21 protein-coding genes are annotated in these 21,169 nt (G+C 71.5%); 15 read left to right on the top strand and 6 right to left on the bottom strand.

From position 1 onward, the window contains the following. Nucleotides 1-30 precede the first annotated feature (30 nt). The 10 genes from AB0912_RS06100 to AB0912_RS06055 all read left to right on the top strand — a co-directional run bounded on the left by AB0912_RS06100 (nt 31) and on the right by AB0912_RS06055 (nt 8,312). Entirely contained in the window at nt 31-972 is a 942-nt protein-coding gene (locus tag AB0912_RS06100) for a type II secretion system F family protein (protein ID WP_366696738.1), read from the top strand. 13 nt (nt 973-985) lie between these two features. Next, nucleotides 986-1,876 carry a DUF5936 domain-containing protein gene (locus AB0912_RS06095; protein ID WP_366696737.1) on the top strand — a complete coding sequence of 297 codons (891 nt, stop codon included), beginning with the start codon at nt 986-988 and terminating at the stop codon, nt 1,874-1,876. Further along, nucleotides 1,876-3,375, top strand: a complete 1,500-nt coding sequence (locus tag AB0912_RS06090; RefSeq protein ID WP_366696736.1) for a histidine kinase — start codon at nt 1,876-1,878, stop codon at nt 3,373-3,375. The genes AB0912_RS06095 and AB0912_RS06090 overlap by 1 nt, the downstream gene beginning before the upstream one ends. Continuing rightward, nucleotides 3,368-4,099: a response regulator transcription factor gene (locus AB0912_RS06085; RefSeq protein WP_366696735.1), complete on the top strand. Its 732-nt coding sequence runs from the start codon at nt 3,368-3,370 to the stop codon at nt 4,097-4,099. The genes AB0912_RS06090 and AB0912_RS06085 overlap by 8 nt, the downstream gene beginning before the upstream one ends. 102 nt (nt 4,100-4,201) lie before the next feature. Further along, a complete protein-coding gene (locus AB0912_RS06080; protein WP_081221780.1) occupies nt 4,202-4,402 on the top strand; it encodes a hypothetical protein in 201 nt (66 codons plus the stop codon). Further along, nucleotides 4,399-5,004 (top strand): pilus assembly protein TadG-related protein, encoded by a 606-nt coding sequence (locus tag AB0912_RS06075; protein WP_366696824.1) that lies wholly within the window; start codon nt 4,399-4,401, stop codon nt 5,002-5,004. Before AB0912_RS06080 ends, AB0912_RS06075 begins: the two co-directional genes overlap by 4 nt. Before the next feature lie 15 nt (nt 5,005-5,019). Further along, the gene (locus AB0912_RS06070) at nt 5,020-5,610 is read left to right on the top strand and encodes a hypothetical protein (RefSeq protein ID WP_366696734.1); all 591 of its coding nucleotides are present in this window, start codon (nt 5,020-5,022) and stop codon (nt 5,608-5,610) included. A gap of 3 nt (nt 5,611-5,613) precedes the next feature. Beyond that, nucleotides 5,614-6,249: an OmpA family protein gene (locus AB0912_RS06065; RefSeq protein ID WP_366696733.1), complete on the top strand. Its 636-nt coding sequence runs from the start codon at nt 5,614-5,616 to the stop codon at nt 6,247-6,249. Nucleotides 6,250-6,445: 196 nt separating this feature from the next. After that, on the top strand, nt 6,446-7,321 hold the full coding sequence (locus tag AB0912_RS06060) for an LLM class flavin-dependent oxidoreductase (RefSeq protein WP_366696732.1): 876 nt from the start codon (nt 6,446-6,448) through the stop codon (nt 7,319-7,321). 181 nt (nt 7,322-7,502) lie between these two features. Continuing rightward, nucleotides 7,503-8,312, top strand: a complete 810-nt coding sequence (locus tag AB0912_RS06055; protein ID WP_366696731.1) for a class I SAM-dependent methyltransferase — start codon at nt 7,503-7,505, stop codon at nt 8,310-8,312. Between the two features lie 314 nt (nt 8,313-8,626). Here the strand turns inward: AB0912_RS06055 and AB0912_RS06050 are convergent, their stop codons facing one another. Next, the gene (locus AB0912_RS06050; RefSeq protein ID WP_366696730.1) at nt 8,627-8,980 is read right to left on the bottom strand and encodes a DUF192 domain-containing protein; all 354 of its coding nucleotides are present in this window, start codon (nt 8,978-8,980) and stop codon (nt 8,627-8,629) included. 750 nt (nt 8,981-9,730) lie between these two features. Here AB0912_RS06050 and AB0912_RS06045 point away from each other — a divergent pair. The 4 genes from AB0912_RS06045 to AB0912_RS06030 all read left to right on the top strand — a co-directional run bounded on the left by AB0912_RS06045 (nt 9,731) and on the right by AB0912_RS06030 (nt 14,877). Then, the gene (locus tag AB0912_RS06045) at nt 9,731-10,504 is read left to right on the top strand and encodes an isoprenyl transferase (RefSeq protein WP_366696729.1); all 774 of its coding nucleotides are present in this window, start codon (nt 9,731-9,733) and stop codon (nt 10,502-10,504) included. A 320-nt stretch (nt 10,505-10,824) separates the two neighbouring features. Next, entirely contained in the window at nt 10,825-12,150 is a 1,326-nt protein-coding gene (locus AB0912_RS06040) for a PhoH family protein (protein WP_366696728.1), read from the top strand. A gap of 428 nt (nt 12,151-12,578) precedes the next feature. Next, a complete protein-coding gene (locus AB0912_RS06035) occupies nt 12,579-13,277 on the top strand; it encodes a transglycosylase SLT domain-containing protein (RefSeq protein ID WP_366696727.1) in 699 nt (232 codons plus the stop codon). Between the two features lie 136 nt (nt 13,278-13,413). Continuing rightward, nucleotides 13,414-14,877 (top strand): AI-2E family transporter, encoded by a 1,464-nt coding sequence (locus AB0912_RS06030; protein WP_366696726.1) that lies wholly within the window; start codon nt 13,414-13,416, stop codon nt 14,875-14,877. Between the two features lie 97 nt (nt 14,878-14,974). Here AB0912_RS06030 and AB0912_RS06025 read toward each other — a convergent pair whose 3' ends face one another. Further along, the gene (locus AB0912_RS06025; protein WP_366696725.1) at nt 14,975-15,511 is read right to left on the bottom strand and encodes an alkyl hydroperoxide reductase; all 537 of its coding nucleotides are present in this window, start codon (nt 15,509-15,511) and stop codon (nt 14,975-14,977) included. Nucleotides 15,512-15,517: 6 nt separating this feature from the next. Then, nucleotides 15,518-16,072, bottom strand: coding sequence for a peroxiredoxin (locus AB0912_RS06020; RefSeq protein ID WP_366696724.1), 555 nt, complete (start codon nt 16,070-16,072; stop codon nt 15,518-15,520). Nucleotides 16,073-16,243: 171 nt separating this feature from the next. On the opposite strand from AB0912_RS06020, the gene AB0912_RS06015 reads away from it, so the two are divergent. Continuing rightward, the gene (locus tag AB0912_RS06015; RefSeq protein ID WP_366696723.1) at nt 16,244-17,407 is read left to right on the top strand and encodes a LysR substrate-binding domain-containing protein; all 1,164 of its coding nucleotides are present in this window, start codon (nt 16,244-16,246) and stop codon (nt 17,405-17,407) included. Nucleotides 17,408-17,464: 57 nt separating this feature from the next. On the opposite strand, the gene AB0912_RS06010 is transcribed toward AB0912_RS06015, so the two are convergent. From AB0912_RS06010 to AB0912_RS06000, 3 genes are read right to left on the bottom strand one after another with little or no spacing between them, the layout of a single operon-like run. Continuing rightward, nucleotides 17,465-19,846 (bottom strand): FtsX-like permease family protein, encoded by a 2,382-nt coding sequence (locus tag AB0912_RS06010; protein WP_366696722.1) that lies wholly within the window; start codon nt 19,844-19,846, stop codon nt 17,465-17,467. Next, nucleotides 19,843-20,541 carry an ABC transporter ATP-binding protein gene (locus tag AB0912_RS06005; RefSeq protein WP_366696721.1) on the bottom strand — a complete coding sequence of 233 codons (699 nt, stop codon included), beginning with the start codon at nt 20,539-20,541 and terminating at the stop codon, nt 19,843-19,845. Before AB0912_RS06005 ends, AB0912_RS06010 begins: the two co-directional genes overlap by 4 nt. Continuing rightward, complete coding sequence (locus AB0912_RS06000) at nt 20,538-21,065, bottom strand: PadR family transcriptional regulator (protein ID WP_366696720.1); 528 nt, start codon at nt 21,063-21,065, stop codon at nt 20,538-20,540. The genes AB0912_RS06005 and AB0912_RS06000 overlap by 4 nt, the downstream gene beginning before the upstream one ends. Between the last annotated feature and the right edge of the window lie 104 nt (nt 21,066-21,169).

Here is a 21,169-nt window from a genome sequence, read left to right as displayed (position 1 = left end):
GCCCCCGCCCACCTCCGAAGGGAGGCTGCCATGAACGACCCCGCCCTCCTCGCCCTCGGCGGGACCGTCCTCGGCGGCACGCTCGCCGTCGCGGGCGTGCACACGTACGCCTCGGGCCGCGCCCAGCGCCAGGCCCTGGTCGACCGGCTCTCCGGCGGCGGACCGCTGCGCACCGCCGCCGGCCGGGTGCGCCGCTTCGCGGGAGTCGACCGCAGGCTGCGCCGCACCCGGCTCGGCCGCGCCATCCACCTGCGCCTGTCGGCCACCGGACTCGACATCACGGCGGGGGAGTTCTTCACCTACGTCACCGCCGTGGTCGTCGCCCTGTGGCTGATCGCCGCCGCGACCCTCGCCCCCTTCTTCGGCCCGATCGCCGCCGTCCTCGGCGTGTGGAGCGCGGCCGTCTTCCTCAACTGGCAGCGCCAGAAACGCATCGAGGCGTTCATCAGCCAACTCCCCGACGTGGCACGCCTGCTGGCCAACGCCACCGCCGCAGGCCTCGCTCTGCGCACCGCGCTCGCCATGGCCTCCGAGGAGCTGGAGGCCCCGGCCGGAGAAGAACTCGCGCACGTGGCGGACCAGTTGATGCTGGGCCGGACCATCGACGACGCGCTCGGCGAGCTGTCCGAACGGCTGCCCTCACGGGAACTGATCGTCCTCGTCACCACCCTCGTCCTCGCCAACAAGGCGGGCGGCTCCGTGGTCAGCTCGCTGCGCAACCTCACCCAGACCCTGGAGGACCGCAAGGAGACCCGCCGCGAGGTCCGCACCATGCTCTCCGAGGTCAACGCGACCGCGTTCACCGTCCCGTTCCTCGGCATCGGCTCCCTGGTCCTGATCAACTCCTCGAACGAGGGAGCCCTCGCCCGCGTCACCGGCTCCCCGCTCGGCCAGGGCCTCGTGCTGCTCGCCCTCGGCCTGTACACCGTGGGCTTCTTCGTCATCCGCAGGCTCGGCAAGATCGAAGTGTGAGGGAGGGGTCACCATGCTGCCGCTGCTGCTCGCCGTCCTGATGGGCGCGGCCGTCGCCGGGGTCCTCCTGGGCGTCCGGATGATCCGCGCCGACGCCAAGCTCCCCAGCGACCTCCAGCTCGCCCTGGAGGTCGGCGGCACCCGTGTCTCCGCCGCCGACTCCGCCGTCGACCGCCTCGGCATGCGCTTCGCGCCGACCGTGCTGCGGCTGATGGGCCCGCGCCGGGTGGACGCCAAGCGCCGCCGTATCGACATGGCGGGCAACCCCGGCGGCCTGACCCTCAACCGCTACGCGGCCCGCCGCGCGGTCTACGGCGTCTTCGGCGTCGTCCTCGGCCTGGTCTTCCTCTCCAACGGCCAGCTCCTGTTCGCCGTGCTCACCCTCGCCTTCGGCCTGGTCGCCGCCGACGCGCTGATCTGGCAGGCGGTCCGCGAACGCAAGGAGGTCATCGACCGCACGCTGCCCGACTTCCTGGACGTGCTCGCCGTCGTCGTCTCGGCGGGCCTCGGCTTCCGCCAGGCGCTCGACCGCGTCTCCGAGAAGTACGAGGGGCCCTGGGCCGACGAACTGCGCATCACCCTGCGCCAGATGGACATGGGCGTCAGCCGCCGCCAGGCCTTCGACGAACTGCGCAGGCGCAACTCCTCCGAGCAGGTAGCCCAGTTCGTCTCGGCGCTCCAGCAGGGCGAGGAACTCGGCTCGCCCATCGCCGAGACCCTGATTCAGCTCGCCACCGACATGCGCCGCACCGACGCGCAGAACGCCCGCCGCCGGGCTGCCAAGACCATCCCCAAGGCGACGATGGTCACCCTCGTCTTCATGCTCCCCGCGACGATGATCCTCATCGCGACCGGCATGTTCCTGGGCTCGGGAACGAACTTCGGCTCGATCCTGGGGCGCTGATGACCGACATCCTGCGCACCCTCGCCAAGGCCACAGCCCCGGCCCGCCGCCAGGCCTCCGCCGGGGCGTCCCGGGACCGCGCAGGGGACCGGTCCTCCTTCCGGGCCCGGGACCACGACCGGGGTCGGTTGTTGTTCCGGGCTCGAAGCCGGAGGCGCTACCAGAGCCGACTGCTGTTCTGGGCCCGCGGTCGGGGCCGCGACCGGGGTACCGGCTACCTCGCCGACGACGCCCCCGCCCCCGGCGGTGTCCGGCTCCAGCTCAACGCCCTCCAGGCGCTCTGCCGTCAGGCCTTCGGCGTCCGCCTCGCCGCCATCGCCGTCGGCGCCCCCTTCGCGATGACCAACGCGGCCGACGGCCTCGCGCGCTACGCCGTCCTCGCCGCCGCCGTCCTCGGCGTCATGGGCTCCTACGCCATGCTCCGGGACTGGGACCGCCTCGGCCCCCGCCTGCTCGCCCACCCCACCCTGATGGCCCTGGACCTCGGTTTCGGCGCGATCCTGCTCCTCACCGCGTCCCCGGCCTCCCCCCTCGCCTACGCCACGGTCTGCACCCCGCTCCTGTCCGGCCTCCTCTACGGCTGGCGCGGCGCCGGGATCTTCACCGGGCTCCAGTTCATCGTGCTCCTCACCGTGTTCCGGGCCTGGGAACACCGGCCCGGCGCCGGCGCCAACACCCTCCTCATCGCGGGCTTCTGCGTCGGCGCCGGCATCATCGGTGTCACCCTGCGCAACCTGATGTTCCGCTTCGGCAGCGCGAGCCAGGCTCTCTCGGAGGCGACCAGCAGACTCGCCGTCGCCGAGGCCGTCGAGTCCGAACGCGCCCGCCTGGCCCGCGAGATGCACGACTCCGTCGCCAAGACCCTCTACGGCCTCGCGCTCGCCGCGGACGCCCTCACCGCCTCCGCGGACACCGCCGACCCGGCGGCCCTGCGACGTCAGGCGACCGCCGTGGCCGACGCCGCGCGCTGCGCCGCCACCGAGTCCCGCGCTCTCCTGACGGACCTGCGCCGCCACACCGACCTCACCGGCCCGGACACCGACCTGCTGCCCGAACTCCGCGCGCTCGCAGCCGACTTCGCGACCCGGACCCGTATCCCCACCGTCGTACGGCACCGGGGTGCGGACCCCGTCCTGCCGTGCGCCGCGGCCCATCATGTCCTCGCGATCGTGTCCGAGGCACTGGAGAACACCCACCGGCACGCCGGAGCGACCCGGGCCGCGATCGAACTCTCCGTCACCGAGCACGAGTTCACGCTCCGGGTACAGGACGACGGCACGGGACTCCCGGAGACCGCCACCCCGGCCCTGCTCGCCACCTGGACGAGATCCGGCCATTTCGGCCTGCTCGGCATGACGGAACGCGCCGCCTGCGCCGGCGGCCGGCTCGCCCTGGACCGAGCCCCGCAAGGCGGCGCCGAGATCCGCCTCACCGTCCCCCTCTCGGTGGCCGCGCATCCCGCACCTCCCCCCGACCAAGAGGAGGCCGCACATGCCTGAACAGGCACTTTCCGGCCCGCCCCTGCGCGTTCTGGTGGCCGACGACAACCCTGTCGTACGGGCCGGCCTGACCGCGCTGCTGGAGACGCACCCCGGCACCGTGGTGGTCGCGGCGGCGCGCGACGGACAGGAGGCGCTGGCCTGCGCCCGGCGCCACACGCCCGACGTGGTCCTGCTCGACGTCCGCATGCCCGGCACCGACGGCCTCACCGCGCTGCCCGAACTGACCAGGATCGCCCCGGTCATGATGCTCACCTACAGCCGCGAACCCGAGGTCGTGGCGGAGGCCCTGCGCAAGGGCGCGGCCGGCTACCTCGTCCATGGCGAGTTCACGGCGGCCCAACTGATCTCCGCCGTACGGGATGTGCGCGACGGGCGTGCCGCCGTCCCGGATTCCGTCGGAGCTTCCTACCAACCCGGGCCAGTCTCTTCGCACCTGCAACCATCTGTGGCACAGTCGTCGGAGGCTCGGCCCGCACCGGCGGCGGGACTTCACCGCCGTACTCCCAACCATCCTGATTTCGGCCTGAGTTCGAGGGAGGTGGAGGTGATGGACCTCATCGCCGCCGGCATGAACAACCGCCAGATCGCCGCCACCTGCTTCATCACCGAGAAGACCGTCAAGAACCACATCAACCGCATCTTCGCGAAGCTGCACAGTTCCACGCGCAGCGAAGCGATCGCCCACTGGCTGGGCACGGCCCACGAGGGGTGGGGCCGATGACTCCCCACCCCCGAAGTTGGGCCCCTGGGCCCACCCGGAGTAGGCGGCTTATCACGTACGGTGCTCGGGTCGTTGGTGGCGTCGGGTGGGAGGACAGAGCTGATGAGCAGGTTCGCGATGTGGACACGAACCGTGATCTCCCGCATGCGGGACACGAACAGGGACGCGGGAGCGGGGTTCGTGGAGTACGCGGGGTTGATGATCATCATTGCGGGGATCTTCACCTTGATCGACCAGATCGGCCTGGACGGGTTGATCTCGGGTGCGATCCGGACGGCCGTCACCTCGGTCACCGGCGGCTGAGCCGGCCGCTCCGCGGCGACCGGGGCCAGACTCTTCCCCTTTACATCTGGCTGACGGGCATCCTGCTCTTCGCCGCGTTCGCCTTCTTCGCCTTCGCACAAGCAGCGTCCGCCCGCAATGGAGCACAATCCGCGGCGGACGCTGCGGCGTTAGCGGCCGCGCAGGAAGCCCGGGACGAACTGATGGACGGGCTGACGGCTGCCGTCGGCACGGACGACCAGTGGCTCGACTGGCTGGCCGGCGACCGGTTCGACGGCGCGGGCGCCTCGGCCGCCGCCGGACGGCTGGCCGCCGAGAACGACTCGACGCTGCGGGGTGGCGCCCAGCGCACCGTCGTCAACGGTTTCCCCGGCTATCAGGTGGCGATCGAGACCCGCTACACGGTCGGCCGCTCGATCATCCCGGGCACGGAGAACCGGCACGCCAAGGCTCAGGCGACGGCGGTCATCGAACCGCGCTGCACGTTCGCCGACGACGCCGATCCCACGAAGCTCGTGCAGTTGGACTGCGACGGGGATCTCGTGGACATCGATCCCGAAGACTTCGATTCGGACGACCTTCCCGACGCGTCCGTGCTGTTCTCCGTGCATCTGGCCGAGTGAGAGGAAGCCGTACCGATGGATCTCCGGCACACCATGAAGGGCCGCAGGGCTATGGCGGCGGTGGCGATCACGACCGGGCTGCTCCTCACGGTGTCGGGGTGCGGCGGCGGAGACGGCGACGACAAGCCGAAGGCGTCCGCTTCCGCCCCCTCCTCCGGCCAGGGGGGAGGCGGCGGAGAGCAGGAATCGCCTTCGGCGAGCCCGGAGCAGGCGGTGGCCGAGGTCAAGGGCGACGACGTGACGCTCACGATCACCTCGGTCGTACGGGACGAGGGCGGCTTCGTCACCGTGAGCGGCAAGGTGACCAACACCGGCAGCCAGTTCTGGATCGCCTCGAACTGGCGCGGTGACGAACGGGAGTTGAGCCGCAACGGCGCGTCCCTGGCCGGGGCCGCGCTGGTGGACAGCAAGGGCAAGAAGAAGTACCTGGTCCTGCGCGACACCCAAGGCCGCTGCCTGTGCACCAAGTTCGACGGCGGCGGTGTGGACGTCGGGAAGTCGGCCGACTGGTTCGCCCAGTTCCCCGCACCCCCCGCCGACACCACCACCGTCGACTTCCAGGTCGGCTCCATGCCGCCCGCCTCCATCGAGATCTCCGAGGGCTGAGCCATGGCCCTCGCACCCCGCGCCGCCGCGACGACGTTCACGGCCCTCGCCGTGCTGGTCAGCCTCGGCCTGCCGGGCCCCGCCCACGCCGACGACGACCCCAGCGCCCCGCCCGGCAGCGTCACCACCTCCCCACCCCCCGACGTCGACTCCACCAGCCCCGGGCTCAAGCTCGCCGACGGGGCCACGCTCGCGCCCGCCAAGGTGCTGGACGTCAAGTCGGTCGTGGAGGACCTCGGGGGTGAGGAGCGGCGGGAGGACACCAACGCGGATGTGACGTTCGCGCTCCAGGCGGAAGTCCTCTTCCCGAAGGACAGCTCGAAGCTCAACCCCGAGTCGCAGTCCCGTATCCAGACGATCGCGGACGAGATCAAGGCCCAGCACGCCACGACGGTCCGCGTGTTCGGGTTCACCGACAACCTCGGCTCGTACGCGCACGGCCTGACCCTGTCCAAGAACCGCGCGGAGCAGGTCCACGACCGGCTCGCCGCCGCGCTCGGCTCGACGGACATCACCTTCGAGGTGCGCGGCTACAGCGAGGACTACCCGATCGCCGACAACACCTCGGAGCAGGGCCGCCGCAAGAACCGCCGAGTGGAGGTGTCCTTCCCGAGAGGCACCGCCGGAGACAAGGCATGACAGGAGCGGACCGGACCTGACAGAACCGGGCGAACCGGAGCGAACCTGACCTGACCGGACCTGGCCGGACCGGACCGGGGCGAACAGGACCCGGGCGTGGCGACCCTGCCTCGCCTCGCCTCCCTCCGCCCCGGACGCCACCCCGCACACCCGCAAAGCGGTTGTCGCCCGGGCGTGGGCTGGGTAGGAAGGCCGGATGACCTCTCTCGGTGTTGTCTTCCGGCCGCAGCTTCCTCCCGAGCGGCTGCGGTCGGTGGCGCGTGCGGCCGACGCGGCGGGGCTCGACGAACTGTGGCTGTGGGAGGACTGCTTCCTCGAAGGGGGCGTCTCCGCCGCCGCGGCGGCCCTCGCCTGGACCGAGCGTCTGAAGGTCGGCGTCGGCCTGCTTCCCGTCCCGCTGCGGAACGTCGCCGTCACCGCCATGGAGACCGCCACCCTGCACCGGCTGTTCCCCGGACGCGCGGCCGTCGCGGTCGGCCACGGCGTCCAGGACTGGATGGAACAGGTCGGAGCACGCGCCGCGTCACCCCTGACGCTGCTCCGCGAGCACCTCGACGCGCTCAGGGCCCTGCTGCACGGCGAACGGGTGTCCCGGGACGGGCGGTACGTCAAGCTGGACGACGTCGCCCTCGACTGGCCGCCCGCCAAGGCCCCCGAGATCCTCACCGGCGCCACCGGCCCCCGGACGCTCCGCCTCGCCGGTGAGGCCGCCGACGGCACGGTCCTCACCGCCTCCACCACCGTCGACGGGGTCCGCCACGCCCGTGCCCTCATCGAGGAGGGGCGCGAGGCGGCCGGCCGGACGGCGGGGCGGCACCGGGTGATCGTCTATCTGCACGCCGCGACCGGCCCCGACGCCGCCGCCCGGCTGAGCGCCGAGATGGCCGCCAACGGCGAGGAACCGGTGCCGGAACACGGCGTGGCGGGGGACGCGGAGGCCGTCGCCGAGGCCGTCCGGCAACTGGTGGACGCGGGCGCCGACTCCGTGATCCTCCAGCCCACCGCCGACGAACCCGACCCCGAGGCCTTCGTCCGCTTCACCGCCGAGCGGGTACGCCCCCTGCTGCCCTGACCAACGCGCGCCCCTGAACGGGCGTACGACCCGACCGACGTACGACCCCACCGACGTACGCCCCCGCCGGACGCGCTGCCCTGAGCAGCCGTACGCCGAGAGGGCCCGGCCGTACGCGGAGAGGGCCGGGGCACGGGAAAACGCCTCGCCCCGCCGCCGTACCCCTTGGGACAATCCCCTCATGAGCGCCCCGCACCCCCCCTCCTCCCCCCACCCCCCGCGTACCCCGCGCACCTTCGACGCCCTCCTCGCCGAAGCCGGGGCCGCGTCCGTCGACGGGTGGGACTTCTCCTGGTTCGAGGGGCGGGCCACCGAGGAGCGGCCCTCGTGGGGGTACGCCCGGGCGATGGGGGAGCGGCTGGGCCGTGCCCGGGCCGCCCTCGACATCCAGACCGGCGGCGGCGAGGTGCTGAACGCCGCCCCGATGCTGCCCCCGCTCATCGTCGCCACCGAGGGCTGGCCACCGAACGTCGCCAAGGCGACCGCGCTGCTCCACCCCCGTGGTGCCGTGGTCGTCGCCTCCCCGGAGGAGGCCCCGCTGCCGTTCGCCGACGGCGCCTTCGACCTGGTGACCAGCCGGCACCCGGTGGCGACATACTGGGACGAGATCGCCCGCGTGCTGTGCCCCGGCGGCACTTACTTCTCCCAGCAGGTCGGGCCGGCCAGCGTCTTCGAACTGGTCGAGTACTTCCTCGGCCCGCAGCCGGAGGAGGTCCGCGCCGGCCGGGACCCGCGGGCCGCCCGCGCCGCCGCCGAGGCCGCCGGGCTCGACGTCCTCGACCTGCGCTCGGAGCGGCTGCGCATGGAGTTCCGGGACATCGGCGCCGTCGTCCACTTCCTGCGCAAGGTGATCTGGATGGTCCCGGGCTTCACGGTCGACGCGTACCGGCCCCGGCTCCGGGAGCTGCACGAACAGATCGAGGCGCGCGGCCCGTTCGTCGCCCACAGCAGCCGCTTCCTGATCGAGGCACGCAAGCCCGGCAAGGATTGACCGAAAACACCCCATTGAAGGGCACTCGGGATGAGATGCCCGTCCGGATGGCGGTCAGGGGTGGACGGAGGCGGCCAGGGGCGGACCCGGGTGAGCAGAGGCGGGAAGGGGTGGGCGGCAATCCGGCGAGGGACGGCCGGGGGTCCGCACAGGTTTTCCACATCGTTATCGAGAGTGGGTCGTCTGGCGTGTAGGCCTGACGTAAGTTCAGACCAAGGTAGTTCGCGTGAGCAAAGCTGCGCGTCTGGCACCGCGCAGTGGAGGGGGCTGCGCGGTGCTGCCTTCACCGCATCGCCTTACGGGATGACGTCACGTCAGCCCTCCGGCACCACCACCCGCACCCCGCGCCGTACCCCCCAGCGCTCCATCGCCCCGGCCTCCGCCTCCAGGACCGCCCGGGCCCGTGGTCGCGGCAGGCCCACCCGGCCCGGACGCATCGTGCGCACCGCCAGCACTCGTGACGCGCGGTCCAGATAGGCGACGTCGATCGGGAACCGCATCCCCAGCGTGTGCACCGAGTTCGCCGGGGCCAGCAGCAGCGCCCCCTCGATTCCGTCGCGCCCGAGCAGCCCGCGCCGCCGGGCCCGTGCCGTCACGGCCCGCTCCAGCGGCACCGGCTCCGGCGTCGACTCCGTCGTGAAGGTCGTCAGGGGTGCCCTGTGGGTCATGCATGTGCCCCGTGGTTCATGCGCACGTCCTGTGGGTCATGCGCGCGTCCTGTCGGTCATGCGCGTCCTGGCGGGCATGAGTGCCCCGGGTGTCCATGCCGTCTTGGCCGCGAACGTAGCGACCGTGTCAGTGACCGTGTCAAAGCGACCGCGTCAAGAGAAGTACGCCACGCCCGTCACCCGCCCGGAGTACGTCACGGGGCACCGGGGCGACTCCCCTCAATCGGCCCCGAATCCATTGGATCTCCATCGATTCCCCGCGATTGCCTTTGAATGGGCTGGTATTCGGCCATGATCGGGCCCGGAATCGTTGGTTCCGCGCTCGTCGTGGCGTCGCCGGGTGACTGCGGAGAGTAGTTGTGGCACGCGGATGCACGCAGCATCACTTACGAAGGGTTATGGTGGAACCCCCCCCTCGGGCCGGTCCGTCTCCCCCCCACGGACCGGCCCGTTTTTTGTGCCCGCGACAGGCCGCCCGGCGGGCGCCCCCGTGCGCCCCCGACCAGGCCGTCCGTGCACGCGGGGCGATCCGGTGACGGGCGCGGGGCGATCCGGAGACGAACCCCTCCCGGGGCGCAGGGATGCCGGCGGGAGTGTGTCCGCGCCCCCGCCCGCCGCCCGCCGGATGTCCGCCACCCCTCGGCGGAACCCCTGTTTCACGGGGGTAGGCTTCGCCCCGGGGGACCGCCATATGGACAGGGACTGTGCTCGGGCGCGCCTGTCCCATCCGCACGGAGGGGCTGACAACACGTGACCTTGCGCGACAACCTGCGCCGTCTGCTGGTCAGGTTCTATGCACGCAGGGTGGAGGGCCACCTCGACCACGACCAGGTGCCCAAGCACATCGGGGTCATCATGGACGGCAACCGGCGCTGGGCGAAGGCGGCGGGCTCCACCACCGCCCAGGGTCACCGTGCCGGAGCCGACAAGATCGAGGAGTTCCTCGGCTGGTGCTCCGAGACGGACGTCGAGGTCGTCACCCTGTGGCTGCTGTCCACCGACAACTTCGACCGTCCGCAGGAGGAGCTGGGCCCGCTGCTCGGCATCATCGAGGGCGTCGTCCGCACCCTCGCCGCCGACGGCCGCTGGCGCGTGCACCACGTCGGCACCCCCGACATCCTGCCCTCGCAGATGCAGTCGGCCCTCAAGGAGGCCGAGGAGTCCACCGCGCACGTCGACGGGATAGTCGTCAACGTGGCCATCGGCTACGGCGGCCGGCAGGAGATCGCGGACGCCGTCCGCGCGATGATCCTCGACGCCGCCGACAAGGGCACCTCCATGGAGGACCTCGCCGAGGCCGTCGACGTCGACCTGATCGGCAAGCACCTCTACACCGGCGCCCAGCCCGACCCCGACCTGGTGATCCGCACCAGCGGGGAACAGCGTCTGTCCGGATTCATGCTCTGGCAGACGGCCCACTCCGAGTACTACTTCTGTGAAGTCTTCTGGCCGGCGTTCCGCAAGGTCGACTTCCTGCGCGCGCTGCGCGACTACGCCGCCCGCCACCGGCGCTACGGCGGCTGATTCCCGGGGTCCCGCGATGAGGCGCGGGGTGCCGCGGGGGACGTACGTCATCAGGAGTTAACGCACGCGCCGCCCTGCCTCGCTGCATGGCTTGGCGCGTTCGAGGGCATAACGCATGCAGGTCGACGCCCGAACCACGGGTGTCGTATCTCAGCGGACGGCACGGGGCCGTCCGCCCGGGAGGCCCTTTGCACCAGCCCGACCGTGCGGTCCGTACGGACGAAGCGGAGGGCCGGTTTTCGGCCCGCGCATCGGTGCCCGAGACCGGCCCAGATCTCCTTCGTCGCTCCCCGACCTCATCCGAGGGGGTACGTCCTTCCGTGGTGACCAGCACAAAGCGCCACAAGCCCGACCGGCGCACCTATGTTCTCGACACCAGCGTCCTGCTGGCCGATCCCAACGCCCTGAGCCGCTTCGACGAGCATGAAGTGGTGCTCCCGATCGTGGTGGTCACGGAGCTGGAGGCCAAGCGGCACCATCCCGAACTCGGCTACTTCGCCCGGCAGGCCCTGCGCCTGCTGGACGAGTTCCGGGTCCGGCACGGCCGCCTCGACTCCCCGATCCCGGTCGGGGAACTCGGCGGGACCGTCCGCGTCGAGCTCAACCACTCGGACCCCAGCGTCCTGCCCAGCGGGTACCGCCTGGGGGACAACGACTCCCGCATCCTCGCGGTCGCCCGCAATCTCCAGGCCGAGGGATTCGACGTCACCGTCGTCTCGAAGGACCTGCCGCTCAGGATCAAGGCCTCCTCCGTGGGCCTCCTCGCCGAGGAGTACCGCGCGGAGCTGGCCATCACGGGCTCCTCCGGCTGGACCGGGATGTCCGAGCTGACCCTGTCGGGCGAGCAGGTGGACGTCCTCTTCGAGGAGGGGCACGTATACGTCCCCGAAGCGGCCGACCTGCCCGTGCACACGGGCCTGACGATCCAGTCGGAGCGTGGCAAGGCCCTGGGCCGCGTCACCCCGGAGGGCAACGTCCGGCTGGTGCGCGGCGACCGCGAGGCGTTCGGCATCAAGGGCCGCAGCGCGGAACAGCGCATCGCGCTGGACCTGCTGCTCGACCCGGACATCGGAATCCTGTCGATGGGCGGCCGGGCCGGCACCGGCAAGTCCGCGCTCGCGCTCTGCGCGGGCCTGGAGGCCGTCCTCGAACGCCGCCAGCACCAGAAGGTGATGGTCTTCCGGCCGCTGTACGCGGTGGGCGGGCAGGAACTGGGCTATCTGCCCGGCTCCGAGGCCGAGAAGATGGGTCCCTGGGCGCAGGCGGTCTTCGACACGCTCTCCGCGGTCACCAGCCGCGAGGTCATCGAGGAGGTCACCGCGCGCGGCATGCTGGAGGTCCTGCCGCTCACGCACATCCGCGGCCGCTCCCTGCACGACGCCTTCGTGATCGTGGACGAGGCCCAGTCCCTGGAGCGGAACGTCCTGCTGACGGTCCTGTCCCGGATCGGCGCCAACTCCCGGGTGGTTCTCACCCATGACGTGGCGCAACGGGACAATCTGCGGGTCGGGCGGTACGACGGAGTGGTCGCCGTCGTCGAGAAGCTGAAGGGTCATCCGCTCTTCGCGCACGTCACGCTGAATCGTTCGGAGAGGTCCCAGATTGCGGCACTCGTGACCGAAATGCTGGAGGACGGGCAGATCTGATCCCGACTGTCCCCACCTGGTCAAAGGGTGGTGGATACACGCTGGTTGGCGCCGTCCGGCAAAGGCGAAGAGCCTAGCCGGGCGGCGCCTCGCTGCGCTGCCTTTTCCTGGAAACATCCGCGGCAAACGAGGTGTGAGCTTTCACACGCAACGCGGAATTGCCGTGCGGCGTCCGGATACGGCTAGAGTCTCACTCCTGTCAGGCCCCGCATACGACACACGTGTACCCCCAGCGGTACGGCACCACAGGAATCCCAGAACTCCATAGAGCCGTCGTATGCCGCCCGCGCACCACGCGGCGCTCCCCGAGCGGGAGTTGCCCACCGGGCCCGTGCCTCCCGTGACCCCGCAGTTGGGAGGCCAGCGCCAAGGGGCACGATTGCGTCCGCGAGGGTCACCTAAGCGGGCGATGCTGGAAGGAAAACCGTGTGAGCCGGATTTCGGTCCGGGGATTCGCAGTGGCTTCGGCCACCGCGGTCACCGCCGTCGGAAGCGTCGTCGGAGTTGCCTCGGGCAGCACCGCCCAGCCCTCGATCGACGCCGAGGCGACGGCAAGCGACTCGACCCTCCTCGCGGACATCCCCACGGGTCAGCAGGCCCAGGTGCAGACCGCGTCCCTGACGCAGCAGGCCGACGCCCAGGCCATCGCCGCGGACGCGAGCGCCAAGAAGGACGCGGAGGAAGCCGCCCGCAAGCAGGCGGCCGACGACGCCGTGGCCAAGCAGAAGGCCGCGGAGAAGGCCGAGAAGGAGGCCAAGGAGCGCAAGGAGGCCGCCGAAGCCGCCAGCCGTTCCGCGACGCGCGAGGCGACCACCTTCAGTGTCCAGGCCTCGTACTCCGTCGCGCAGATCCAGGCGATGGCTCGTCAGATGGTGCCGGCCGGGCAGTTCCAGTGCTTCAGCAACATCGTGAACCACGAGTCGAGCTGGAACTACAAGGCGGTCAACGCCTCCTCCGGTGCCTACGGTCTCTTCCAGGCTCTGCCCGGTTCCAAGATGTCGTCCGTCGGTTCCGACTGGCAGACGAACCCGGCCACCCAGATCAAGTGGGGCCTCAACTACATGAACGGCCGGTACGGCAGCCCGTGTGAGGCGTGGTCGTTCTGGCAGGCCAACAGCTGGTACTGAGCGGCACGTCGTACGCCGGCGGCTCAACCTTCCGAAGCCCCTCCCCGTCCTACGGGGAGGGGCTTCGGCCATGTACGGTCGGACCCGACGACTCCTGGGGGGAGTGGTGGGGAGCAACGGGGGAAAAGGACGCATCATGTCGCGAGTACCAGGGTGGCTCGGCAGGCTCGGCGCAGGACTCACCGAGCTGGGAGAGCGGTTGGACGAACGCCGGGCCGAGGTGGAGAAGGAGTCCGAGGACTCCCTCGACGGGAAGGACACGCCCGCGGGGCGGGACCCCGTCGGGCCGCCGGGCGACGCCGTACCCCCCGCGCCCCGGGCTCCGGACGGCCCCGACGCCACCGACCCCGGCGCCGAGACCGGCGCCGACACTTCCGCTGAACCGGCGGCGGACACCGGGCCGGGCACGCTTCCGGCCCGCCGCCCCGCAGACAAGGCGACCGCACCGGCCACCTACGTGCTCTCGCCGCGCCCCGACCCGGCCCTCGCGGTGCCGTGGGGGGTGCGCGTCGCCGCCGAGGCCGGCTGGCGGCTGCTCATCCTGGCCGGCACCGTCTGGGTGCTGATGCGCGTCATCAGCGCCGTACAACTGGTGGTGCTGGCCTTCGTCGCCGCGCTGCTCATCACCGCCGTGCTCCAGCCGACGGTGGCCCGCCTGACGCACCACAACGTGCCGCGCGGACTGGCCACCGCGCTCACCGCGATCCTCGGCTTCGTCATCATGGGGCTGATCGGCTGGTTCGTGGTCTGGCAGGTCCAGGAGAACATCGACAACCTCTCCGACCAGATCCAGAACGGCATCGACGATCTGCGCAAGTGGCTCCTCAAGGGCCCGTTCCATGTGACGGACAAGCAGATCAACGAGATAGCGAAGAACCTGCGGGAGGCGGTCGGCGCCAACACCGACCAGATCACCTCGGCCGGCCTCCAGGGCGTGACCGTCATCGTGGAGGGCCTCACCGGCATCCTGCTGACGATGTTCTCGACGCTCTTCCTGCTCTACGACGGCCGGCGGATCTGGGAGTGGTCGCTCAAGCTCGTTCCGGCCGCCGCCCGCCCCGGTGTCGCGGGCGCCGGACCGCGCGCCTGGCGCACCCTGACGGCGTATGTGCGCGGCACGGTGATAGTCGCCATGATCGACGCCATCTTCATCGGACTGGGCATCTACTTCCTCGACGTCCCGATGGCCGTCCCGCTCGCCGTCTTCATCTTCCTCGGCGCGTTCATCCCGCTCGTCGGCGCGGTGATCTCCGGTGCCCTCGCGATCGTGGTCGCCCTTGTCACCCAGGGCGTGTTCACCGCCCTCATGACCCTCGCGGTGGTCCTCGCGGTCCAGCAGATCGAGGGCCACGTGCTACAGCCCTTCATCCTCGGCCGCGCGGTCCGCGTCCACCCGCTCGCGGTGGTCCTGTCCGTCGCCGCGGGCGGCATGATCGCCGGCATCGGCGGAGCGGTCGTCGCGGTCCCGCTGGTCGCGGTCACCAACACCGTGGTCACCTACCTGCGTTCGTACACCAGTGAAGTGGACCTGCGGCACGCGCCGGAGCCCCGGGGCGCGACGGCGGTCGACGCCTCCGCGTCCCGCACCCTCACCCCGTAGACACCGGGCCACCACGACGATCAGGGCCCCGCTCACCGTGAAGGTGGGCGGGGCCCTGAAGCGTCGCGGCCGAGGCGCGCCCGGCGAGCGGAGAGGACTACTGCTCGGCGAGCACGGCCTCGGCGTCCAGCGTGGCGCCGACGGCCTGGAGGACGGCGGCGATCTTGAACGCCTCCTGGATCGTCTCCCGGTCGACACCGGCCTTGCGGAGCACCTGCTCGTGCGAGTCGAGGCACTGGCCGCAGCCGTTGACGGCGGAGACGGCGAGCGACCACAGCTCGAAGTCGACCTTCTCCACACCGGGGTTGCCGATGACGTTCATCCGCAGACCGGCGCGCAGCGTCCCGTACTCCGGGTCGGAGAGCAGGTGCCGGGTGCGGTAGAAGACGTTGTTCATCGCCATGATCGCGGCGGCCGACTTGGCGGCGGTGTACGCCTCCGGCGAGAGCTGGGCCTTCGCCTCGGGCTCCAGCTCACGCAGCACGCGCGGCGAGCGCGAGGCGATCGCGCAGGCCAGCACCGTGCCCCAGAGCTGCTGCTGCGGCAGCTCGCTGTTGCCGATGACCGAACCGAGGTTCAGGCGCAGGTCCTTGGCGTAGTCCGGGAGGGCGGACTTCAGTTCGTCGAGGGCCATGGGAGGTCACTCACCGGCCAGCAGGGCGACCGGGTCGAGGGTGGTCTCGCCCTTGGTCCAGTTGCACGGGCACAGCTCGTCCGTCTGGAGGGCGTCCAGGACCCGCAGGACCTCCTTGGGGTTACGGCCGACGGAGCCGGCGGTCACCATGGAGAACTGGATCTCGTTGTTCTGGTCGACGATGAAGACGGCGCGCTTGGCGAAGCCGTCCTCGCCCTCGATGCCGAGGTCGCGCATCAGCTCGTGCTTCGAGTCGGCCATCATCGGGAAGGGCAGGTCACGCAGGTCGTCGTGGTCCTTGCGCCAGGCGTGGTGGACGAACTCGGAGTCGCCGGAGAAGCCGAGCACCTGGGCGTCACGGTCGGCGAACTCGTCGTTCAGCTTGCCGAACGCGGCGATCTCGGTGGGGCACACGAAGGTGAAGTCCTTGGGCCACGCGAAGATGATCTTCCACTTGCCCTCGTAGGTCTTGTGGTTGATCTGCTCGAACTCCTGGCCCTTCTCCAGCGAGACACAGGCGGTCAGGTCGAACTCGGGGAACTTGTCACCGACAGTGAGCACGCAATCTCCTTGCAGCGGGGAAACGCCCTTTTTGGGAGCTTTTCCCGTGGGTTGGACGAAGTTGATGGTGGCACAGGCTGCATTGATTCGGGAAATAGCTACACTCGGTCGAGTTGATCGGTTACGTCTATCAGTAACCGTCGGTGAAGCGATCCGGAGAGAGGTGCCGCCGTGACGAGCCCCAGCGACCAGCCCGGCCCGATGAGCGAAACGGGCGCTCCGGGCGTGCCGGGCGCTCCGGGCATGCCGGGCGGTCTCGGCGGCCCCGCCGCGGCAGGCGGTTCCGGCATGCCGGGCGCTCAGGGCACGGCCGGCTCCGAGCGCAGGCAGCCCTCCGCCGGCCGGGTGCCGTCCCTCGGCCGGAACGCCGGGTCCGCCCGCACCGGAACCAAGGGCAACGGACGCCGTCAGCCCAGTCTCGCCCAACTGCGCGCCTTCGCCGCCGTCGCCGAGCATCTGCACTTCCGGGACGCCGCCGCCGCGATCGGCATGAGCCAGCCCGCGCTGTCCGGAGCCGTCTCCGCCCTGGAGGACACCCTCGGCGTGACCCTGCTGGAGCGTACGACCCGCAAGGTGCTCCTGTCGCCCGCCGGTGAGCGCCTCGCGGTACGGGCCAAGGCGGTGCTGGCGGAGGTCGGGGCGCTGCTGGAGGAGGCCGAGGCCGTCCGGGCGCCGTTCACCGGCGCGCTGCGCCTCGGCGTCATCCCGACCGTCGCCCCCTACCTGCTGCCCACCGTGCTGCGGCTCGTCCACGAGCGCTACCCCGACCTCGACCTCCAGGTCCACGAGGAGCAGACGGCCAGCCTGCTGGAGGGGCTCGCCGTCGGACGGCTCGACCTGCTGCTCCTCGCCGTCCCGCTCGGCATGCCCGGCGTCACCGAACTCCCGCTCTTCGACGAGGACTTCGTGCTGGTGACCCCGCTCGACCACTGGCTCGGCGGCCGGGAGGGCATCCCGCGCGAGGCGCTGCGCGAACTCCGTCTCCTGCTGCTCGACGAGGGGCACTGCCTGCGCGACCAGGCCCTGGACATCTGCCGGGAGGCCGGCCGCGCCGACGCCCCGGTCACCACCACCGCCGCCGGACTGTCCACCCTCGTCCAGCTCGTCGCCGGCGGCCTCGGGGTGACCCTGCTCCCGCGCACCGCCGTCAAGGTGGAGACGACCCGCAGCAACCAGCTCCTCACCGGCTACTTCGCGGACCCGGCGCCCACCCGCCGGATCGCGCTCGCCATGCGCGCGGGCGCCGCCCGGAGCACCGAGTACGAGGAACTGGCGGCGGCACTGCGCGACGCCCTGCGCCCGCTGCCCGTCCGGGTGCTGGGCCCCCGGGACTGAACCGCCGTACACAGGAGGCCACTTGCGCGACCGGGCGCGCGCCGGCCGGCTGCTCCGCTACTCCGTGCGCAGGCCGTCCGGCCGCATCAGGCGGATCAGCGGCGGCAGACTGAGCAGCGTCACCAGCAGGACGACTCCCGCCCCGATGCCCGTCATCGACAGCAGGCTCGACCAGTCGACGCGCACCGGTGTGTCGGTCATCTTCAGCAGCACCGTGCCGAGGGTGAGTCCCACCACCGTGGCGAGGGCGAGTCCGAGGACGATCGGGATCGCGGTCTGCCACAGCACCGACAGGCTCAGCGTGCGGCGCCGGGTGCCGAAGGCGACCAGCGACGACAGCAGCTTCCTGCGCTCCCGCAACTGTTCGAGCTGCGAGACCAGCAGGCTCGCGCCGATCAGGAACAGCACGCAGGTGGCGCCGACGAACAGGCCGGTGCGGATCGACGTGAAGCGCCGGGACTGCGCGTCGGGCGTCCAGGGCCGGGCCTCCGCGAACGGGCCGAGCGCGGCGGCGGTGTTCCGTACGTGGTCGCGGGCGTCGGGCACCGACTCGTCCAGCCGGACGTAGACCTCGCCGTTCACGGCCTTCGCGGCGGTGGCCGGCAGCGCGGCCGGGGTGACCAGGATGCCCCCGCGGTCGTAGCCGGTCAGGCTGGCGCGCCCCTCCGCCTTCAGGACGGTGTGCGGCAGGGTGAAGGGGGCCGCGGAGCCGGGGGTGTCGTCGTACCTCGGGTCGAGGTAGATCGTCCGGCCGGGCCGGGACAGCTTCGCGGTGTCCGTGTCGTACTGCGCGTGCTGGATGGCGAAGACGTCACCGTCCTCGCAGGAGGGCAGGACGGCCACCGTGCGCAGGGCGGCGCAGTCGCCGACGGTCACCGCTCCGGAGAGGTCGGGGTTCTTGCGCCGGTCGCCCGCGTAGACGGACGACAGCGCGATGACCGCCCGGACGCCCTCGGTCCGCCGGAGCTTCCCGGCGGCCTCGGCGAGCGGCACCTCGTGCGGTACGGCGACCGACATCTGCGCCCGCGACCGGTCCGCCGGCGAGGGCTTCACATAGTCGCCCTCCACCCCGGCGAACAGCATCTGCAGGGCGATCGCGCCGGCCACGGCGACCGCGATGCCGTTCACCATCCGGGCCGCGCTGCCGCTGCTCAACTGGAGCCTGCGGATGGCCAGTTGCCAGGCGACCCCGCCCGAGTCGAGCCGGGAGACGACCGCCTCGACGACCCAGGGCAGCAGCGCCGTCACACCGACCAGCAGCAGGATGACACCGCCGGTCACCATGGACTCGTTGAAGTTCCCGTTGTTCCGGCCCTGCCCGACCATCGGGTAGAGCAGGCCGAGGCCGCCGAGCGGCAGCAGCAGCCGCCACCACAGGCGGCGCCTCGGCGGGCGTGCCGTGCGCACCACGCCGAGCGGTTCGATGACGACCCCGCGCAGCGCGAACAGCGTCACCCCGACGGCCGCCGCCGGGACCAGGACCGCGACCAGGGCGACCAGCGCGGGCGCCGGACTGAGGTCGGCCGGGAAGACGCTGATCTCGAACACGTCGATCAGGGCGGCGAGTTGACGGCCCAGCAGGAAGAACCCGGCGCCGAGGACGAGACCGAACAGCGCCCCCGCCATCGCCTCGCCGGCCGCGACCCGGCGGGTCATCCGCCCGTCCGCGCCGACCAGCCGCAGCGCGGCGAGCCTGCGGTCGCGCCGCTCACCGCCGAACCGTACGGCCGCCGCGATGAAGACACCGACCGGCATCAGCAGCACCACGAAGACGATCAGGATGAGCAGCAGCAGGACGGGGTCCATCGGCTCGGCACGGTCCTTGGTGCCGAACGAGTCGAGACGCGTGATCCGGCCGGACGTCCGGTCCGCCACCGACAGGGTGTCGCTGCCCGCGTAGTAGGCGAGTTCGTGCGGTCCGATCAGCCCGGAGTCCGCGATCGTGCCGGTGACGCGGTAGGGCAGCCGCTCGCGCAGCAGTGCTCCGTCGGCGGACTTCAGCAAATGGTCGAGGGCGGGCGAGACGACCATCTCGCCGTCGCCGGGGAACGCCCGCAGGCCGGGGGGCAGCGGGGCGTGCGCCCCCTCGGGCCGCAGCAGCCGGCCGCGTACGTCGTCGGTGCGGTAGGTGGTGTCGGTGTTGCCGACGAGGAGGGTGCGGTCCGACTTCTTCATGACCGCCGAGTTGAAGGTCATGTCGTTGCGGTCGCGCTCCCGGTCGTGCCGCGCGGCCAGCGCGCTCGGGATCGCCGTGGTGAGCAGCAGCAGCGCCACCCCGAGGCCGACCCCGATGGCCGTGAGCAGCACGCGCACCCAGGCCTCACGGCCACCGGTCAGCGCGAACCGGACGCCCATCCCGAGGTCGCGGGACCACTGCGGAAGCCTCGGGGCGGTGCGGGGCGCCCCGGCCGGGGCGGCGGGGGACGGGCGCTCGCTCATACGATCCGCTCCATGTCCCGGGACTTGCCGTCGCGTACGACGATCTCGCGGTCCGAGTAGGCGGCCACCCGGGCCTCGTGCGTGACGAGCACGACGGCGGCGTTGGTGGAGCGGGCGGCCTCGGTCAGCAACTGCATCACCCGCTCGCCGTTGAACGAGTCGAGCGCGCCGGTCGGTTCGTCGGCGAACAGCACCCGCGGGCTGGTGACCAGCGAACGGGCGACCGCGACGCGCTGGCCCTGGCCGCCGGAGACCTCACCGGGCCGCTTGGCCTTGACGTCGTCGACCTCCAGGCGCTCCAGCCAGGTGAGGGCGGCGCGTTCGGCCGCCTTGCGTCCGCTGCCGTTCAGCCGCAGCGGCAGCGCGACGTTCTCGACGCAGGTCAGCTCCGGGACGAGCTGGCCGAACTGGAAGACGAAGCCGAACTCGGACCGCCGCAGCGCGCTGCGCCGGGCGTCGTTCATCGTCGCCATCTCGCGCCCGTCGTACGTGATCGAGCCCGAGTCGGGGGTGACGATGCCGGCGAGGCAGTGCAGCAGGGTGGACTTGCCGGAGCCGGAGGGGCCCATCACGGCGACGACCTCGCCGGGGTGGATGGAGAACGCGGCTCCGTCCAGGGCGGTGGTCGCGCCGTAGGCCTTGCGCAGCTCCGACGCGACGAGCAGGGAGCCCGGGGGAGGGGTGGGCGAGGTCATCGGGCCGTCACCTCCTCGGCGAGCCGGTCGAGCCTGGCGGCGGTCAGTTCGAGCCAGCGCAGATCGGCTTCGAGGTGGAAGAGGGCGTGGTCGCAGATGAGCTGGTCGGCCAGGTCGCCCTTGCGCTTGCGTTCGGTCAGCATGCGCATCATCCGCAGGTGCTCCGAGCGCTGGGTGTCGAGGATCTCGCTCGCGTCGCGGTGCGTCAGCAGGGCGAGCACGATCTTCGTGTAGAGCGTGGACTGGAGGTAGGGCTCGGGCTTCTCGGGCGTGGCGAGCCACTGCTGGACGTCGGTGATCCCGGCGTCGGTGATGGCGTACCGCTTGCGCTCGGGACCGCCGCCCGCCTCGATGCCGTCGACCTCCACGAGGCCGTTCTTCAGCAGGCGCGACATCGTCGAGTAGACCTGGCCGTAGTGCAGCGGCCGGTCGTGACCGAACTTCTCGTCAAAGGCGCGCTTCAGGTCGTAACCGTGACGCGGCCCGGACTCCAGGAGCCCCAGGAGGGTGTGACCGATGGACATGCGGAGCACTCTACACAGCACGTATACATGCCGTGTATACACGCTGTGCTTACCCCCTGACGCTGGGGCGGGGAAGGGGTGCGGCGGGCGGTAAGTCACCTGGT

The organism is Streptomyces sp. NPDC007084 (assembly GCF_040703595.1).
GTDB lineage: Bacteria > Actinomycetota > Actinomycetes > Streptomycetales > Streptomycetaceae > Streptomyces.
This window is presented reverse-complemented; position numbering and strand designations above follow the sequence as displayed.

Coding starts and splice junctions, on each gene's coding strand:
- AB0912_RS06100 (WP_366696738.1), top strand. CDS start 31: ATGAACGACCCCGCCCTCCTCGCCCTCGGCGGGACCGTCCTCGGCGGC.
- AB0912_RS06095 (WP_366696737.1), top strand. CDS start 986: ATGCTGCCGCTGCTGCTCGCCGTCCTGATGGGCGCGGCCGTCGCCGGG.
- AB0912_RS06090 (WP_366696736.1), top strand. CDS start 1,876: ATGACCGACATCCTGCGCACCCTCGCCAAGGCCACAGCCCCGGCCCGC.
- AB0912_RS06085 (WP_366696735.1), top strand. CDS start 3,368: ATGCCTGAACAGGCACTTTCCGGCCCGCCCCTGCGCGTTCTGGTGGCC.
- AB0912_RS06080 (WP_081221780.1), top strand. CDS start 4,202: ATGAGCAGGTTCGCGATGTGGACACGAACCGTGATCTCCCGCATGCGG.
- AB0912_RS06070 (WP_366696734.1), top strand. CDS start 5,020: ATGGATCTCCGGCACACCATGAAGGGCCGCAGGGCTATGGCGGCGGTG.
- AB0912_RS06065 (WP_366696733.1), top strand. CDS start 5,614: ATGGCCCTCGCACCCCGCGCCGCCGCGACGACGTTCACGGCCCTCGCC.
- AB0912_RS06060 (WP_366696732.1), top strand. CDS start 6,446: ATGACCTCTCTCGGTGTTGTCTTCCGGCCGCAGCTTCCTCCCGAGCGG.
- AB0912_RS06055 (WP_366696731.1), top strand. CDS start 7,503: ATGAGCGCCCCGCACCCCCCCTCCTCCCCCCACCCCCCGCGTACCCCG.
- AB0912_RS06050 (WP_366696730.1), bottom strand. CDS start 8,980: ATGACCCACAGGGCACCCCTGACGACCTTCACGACGGAGTCGACGCCG.
- AB0912_RS06030 (WP_366696726.1), top strand. CDS start 13,414: ATGTCGCGAGTACCAGGGTGGCTCGGCAGGCTCGGCGCAGGACTCACC.
- AB0912_RS06025 (WP_366696725.1), bottom strand. CDS start 15,511: ATGGCCCTCGACGAACTGAAGTCCGCCCTCCCGGACTACGCCAAGGAC.
- AB0912_RS06010 (WP_366696722.1), bottom strand. CDS start 19,846: ATGAGCGAGCGCCCGTCCCCCGCCGCCCCGGCCGGGGCGCCCCGCACC.
- AB0912_RS06005 (WP_366696721.1), bottom strand. CDS start 20,541: ATGACCTCGCCCACCCCTCCCCCGGGCTCCCTGCTCGTCGCGTCGGAG.
- AB0912_RS06000 (WP_366696720.1), bottom strand. CDS start 21,065: ATGTCCATCGGTCACACCCTCCTGGGGCTCCTGGAGTCCGGGCCGCGT.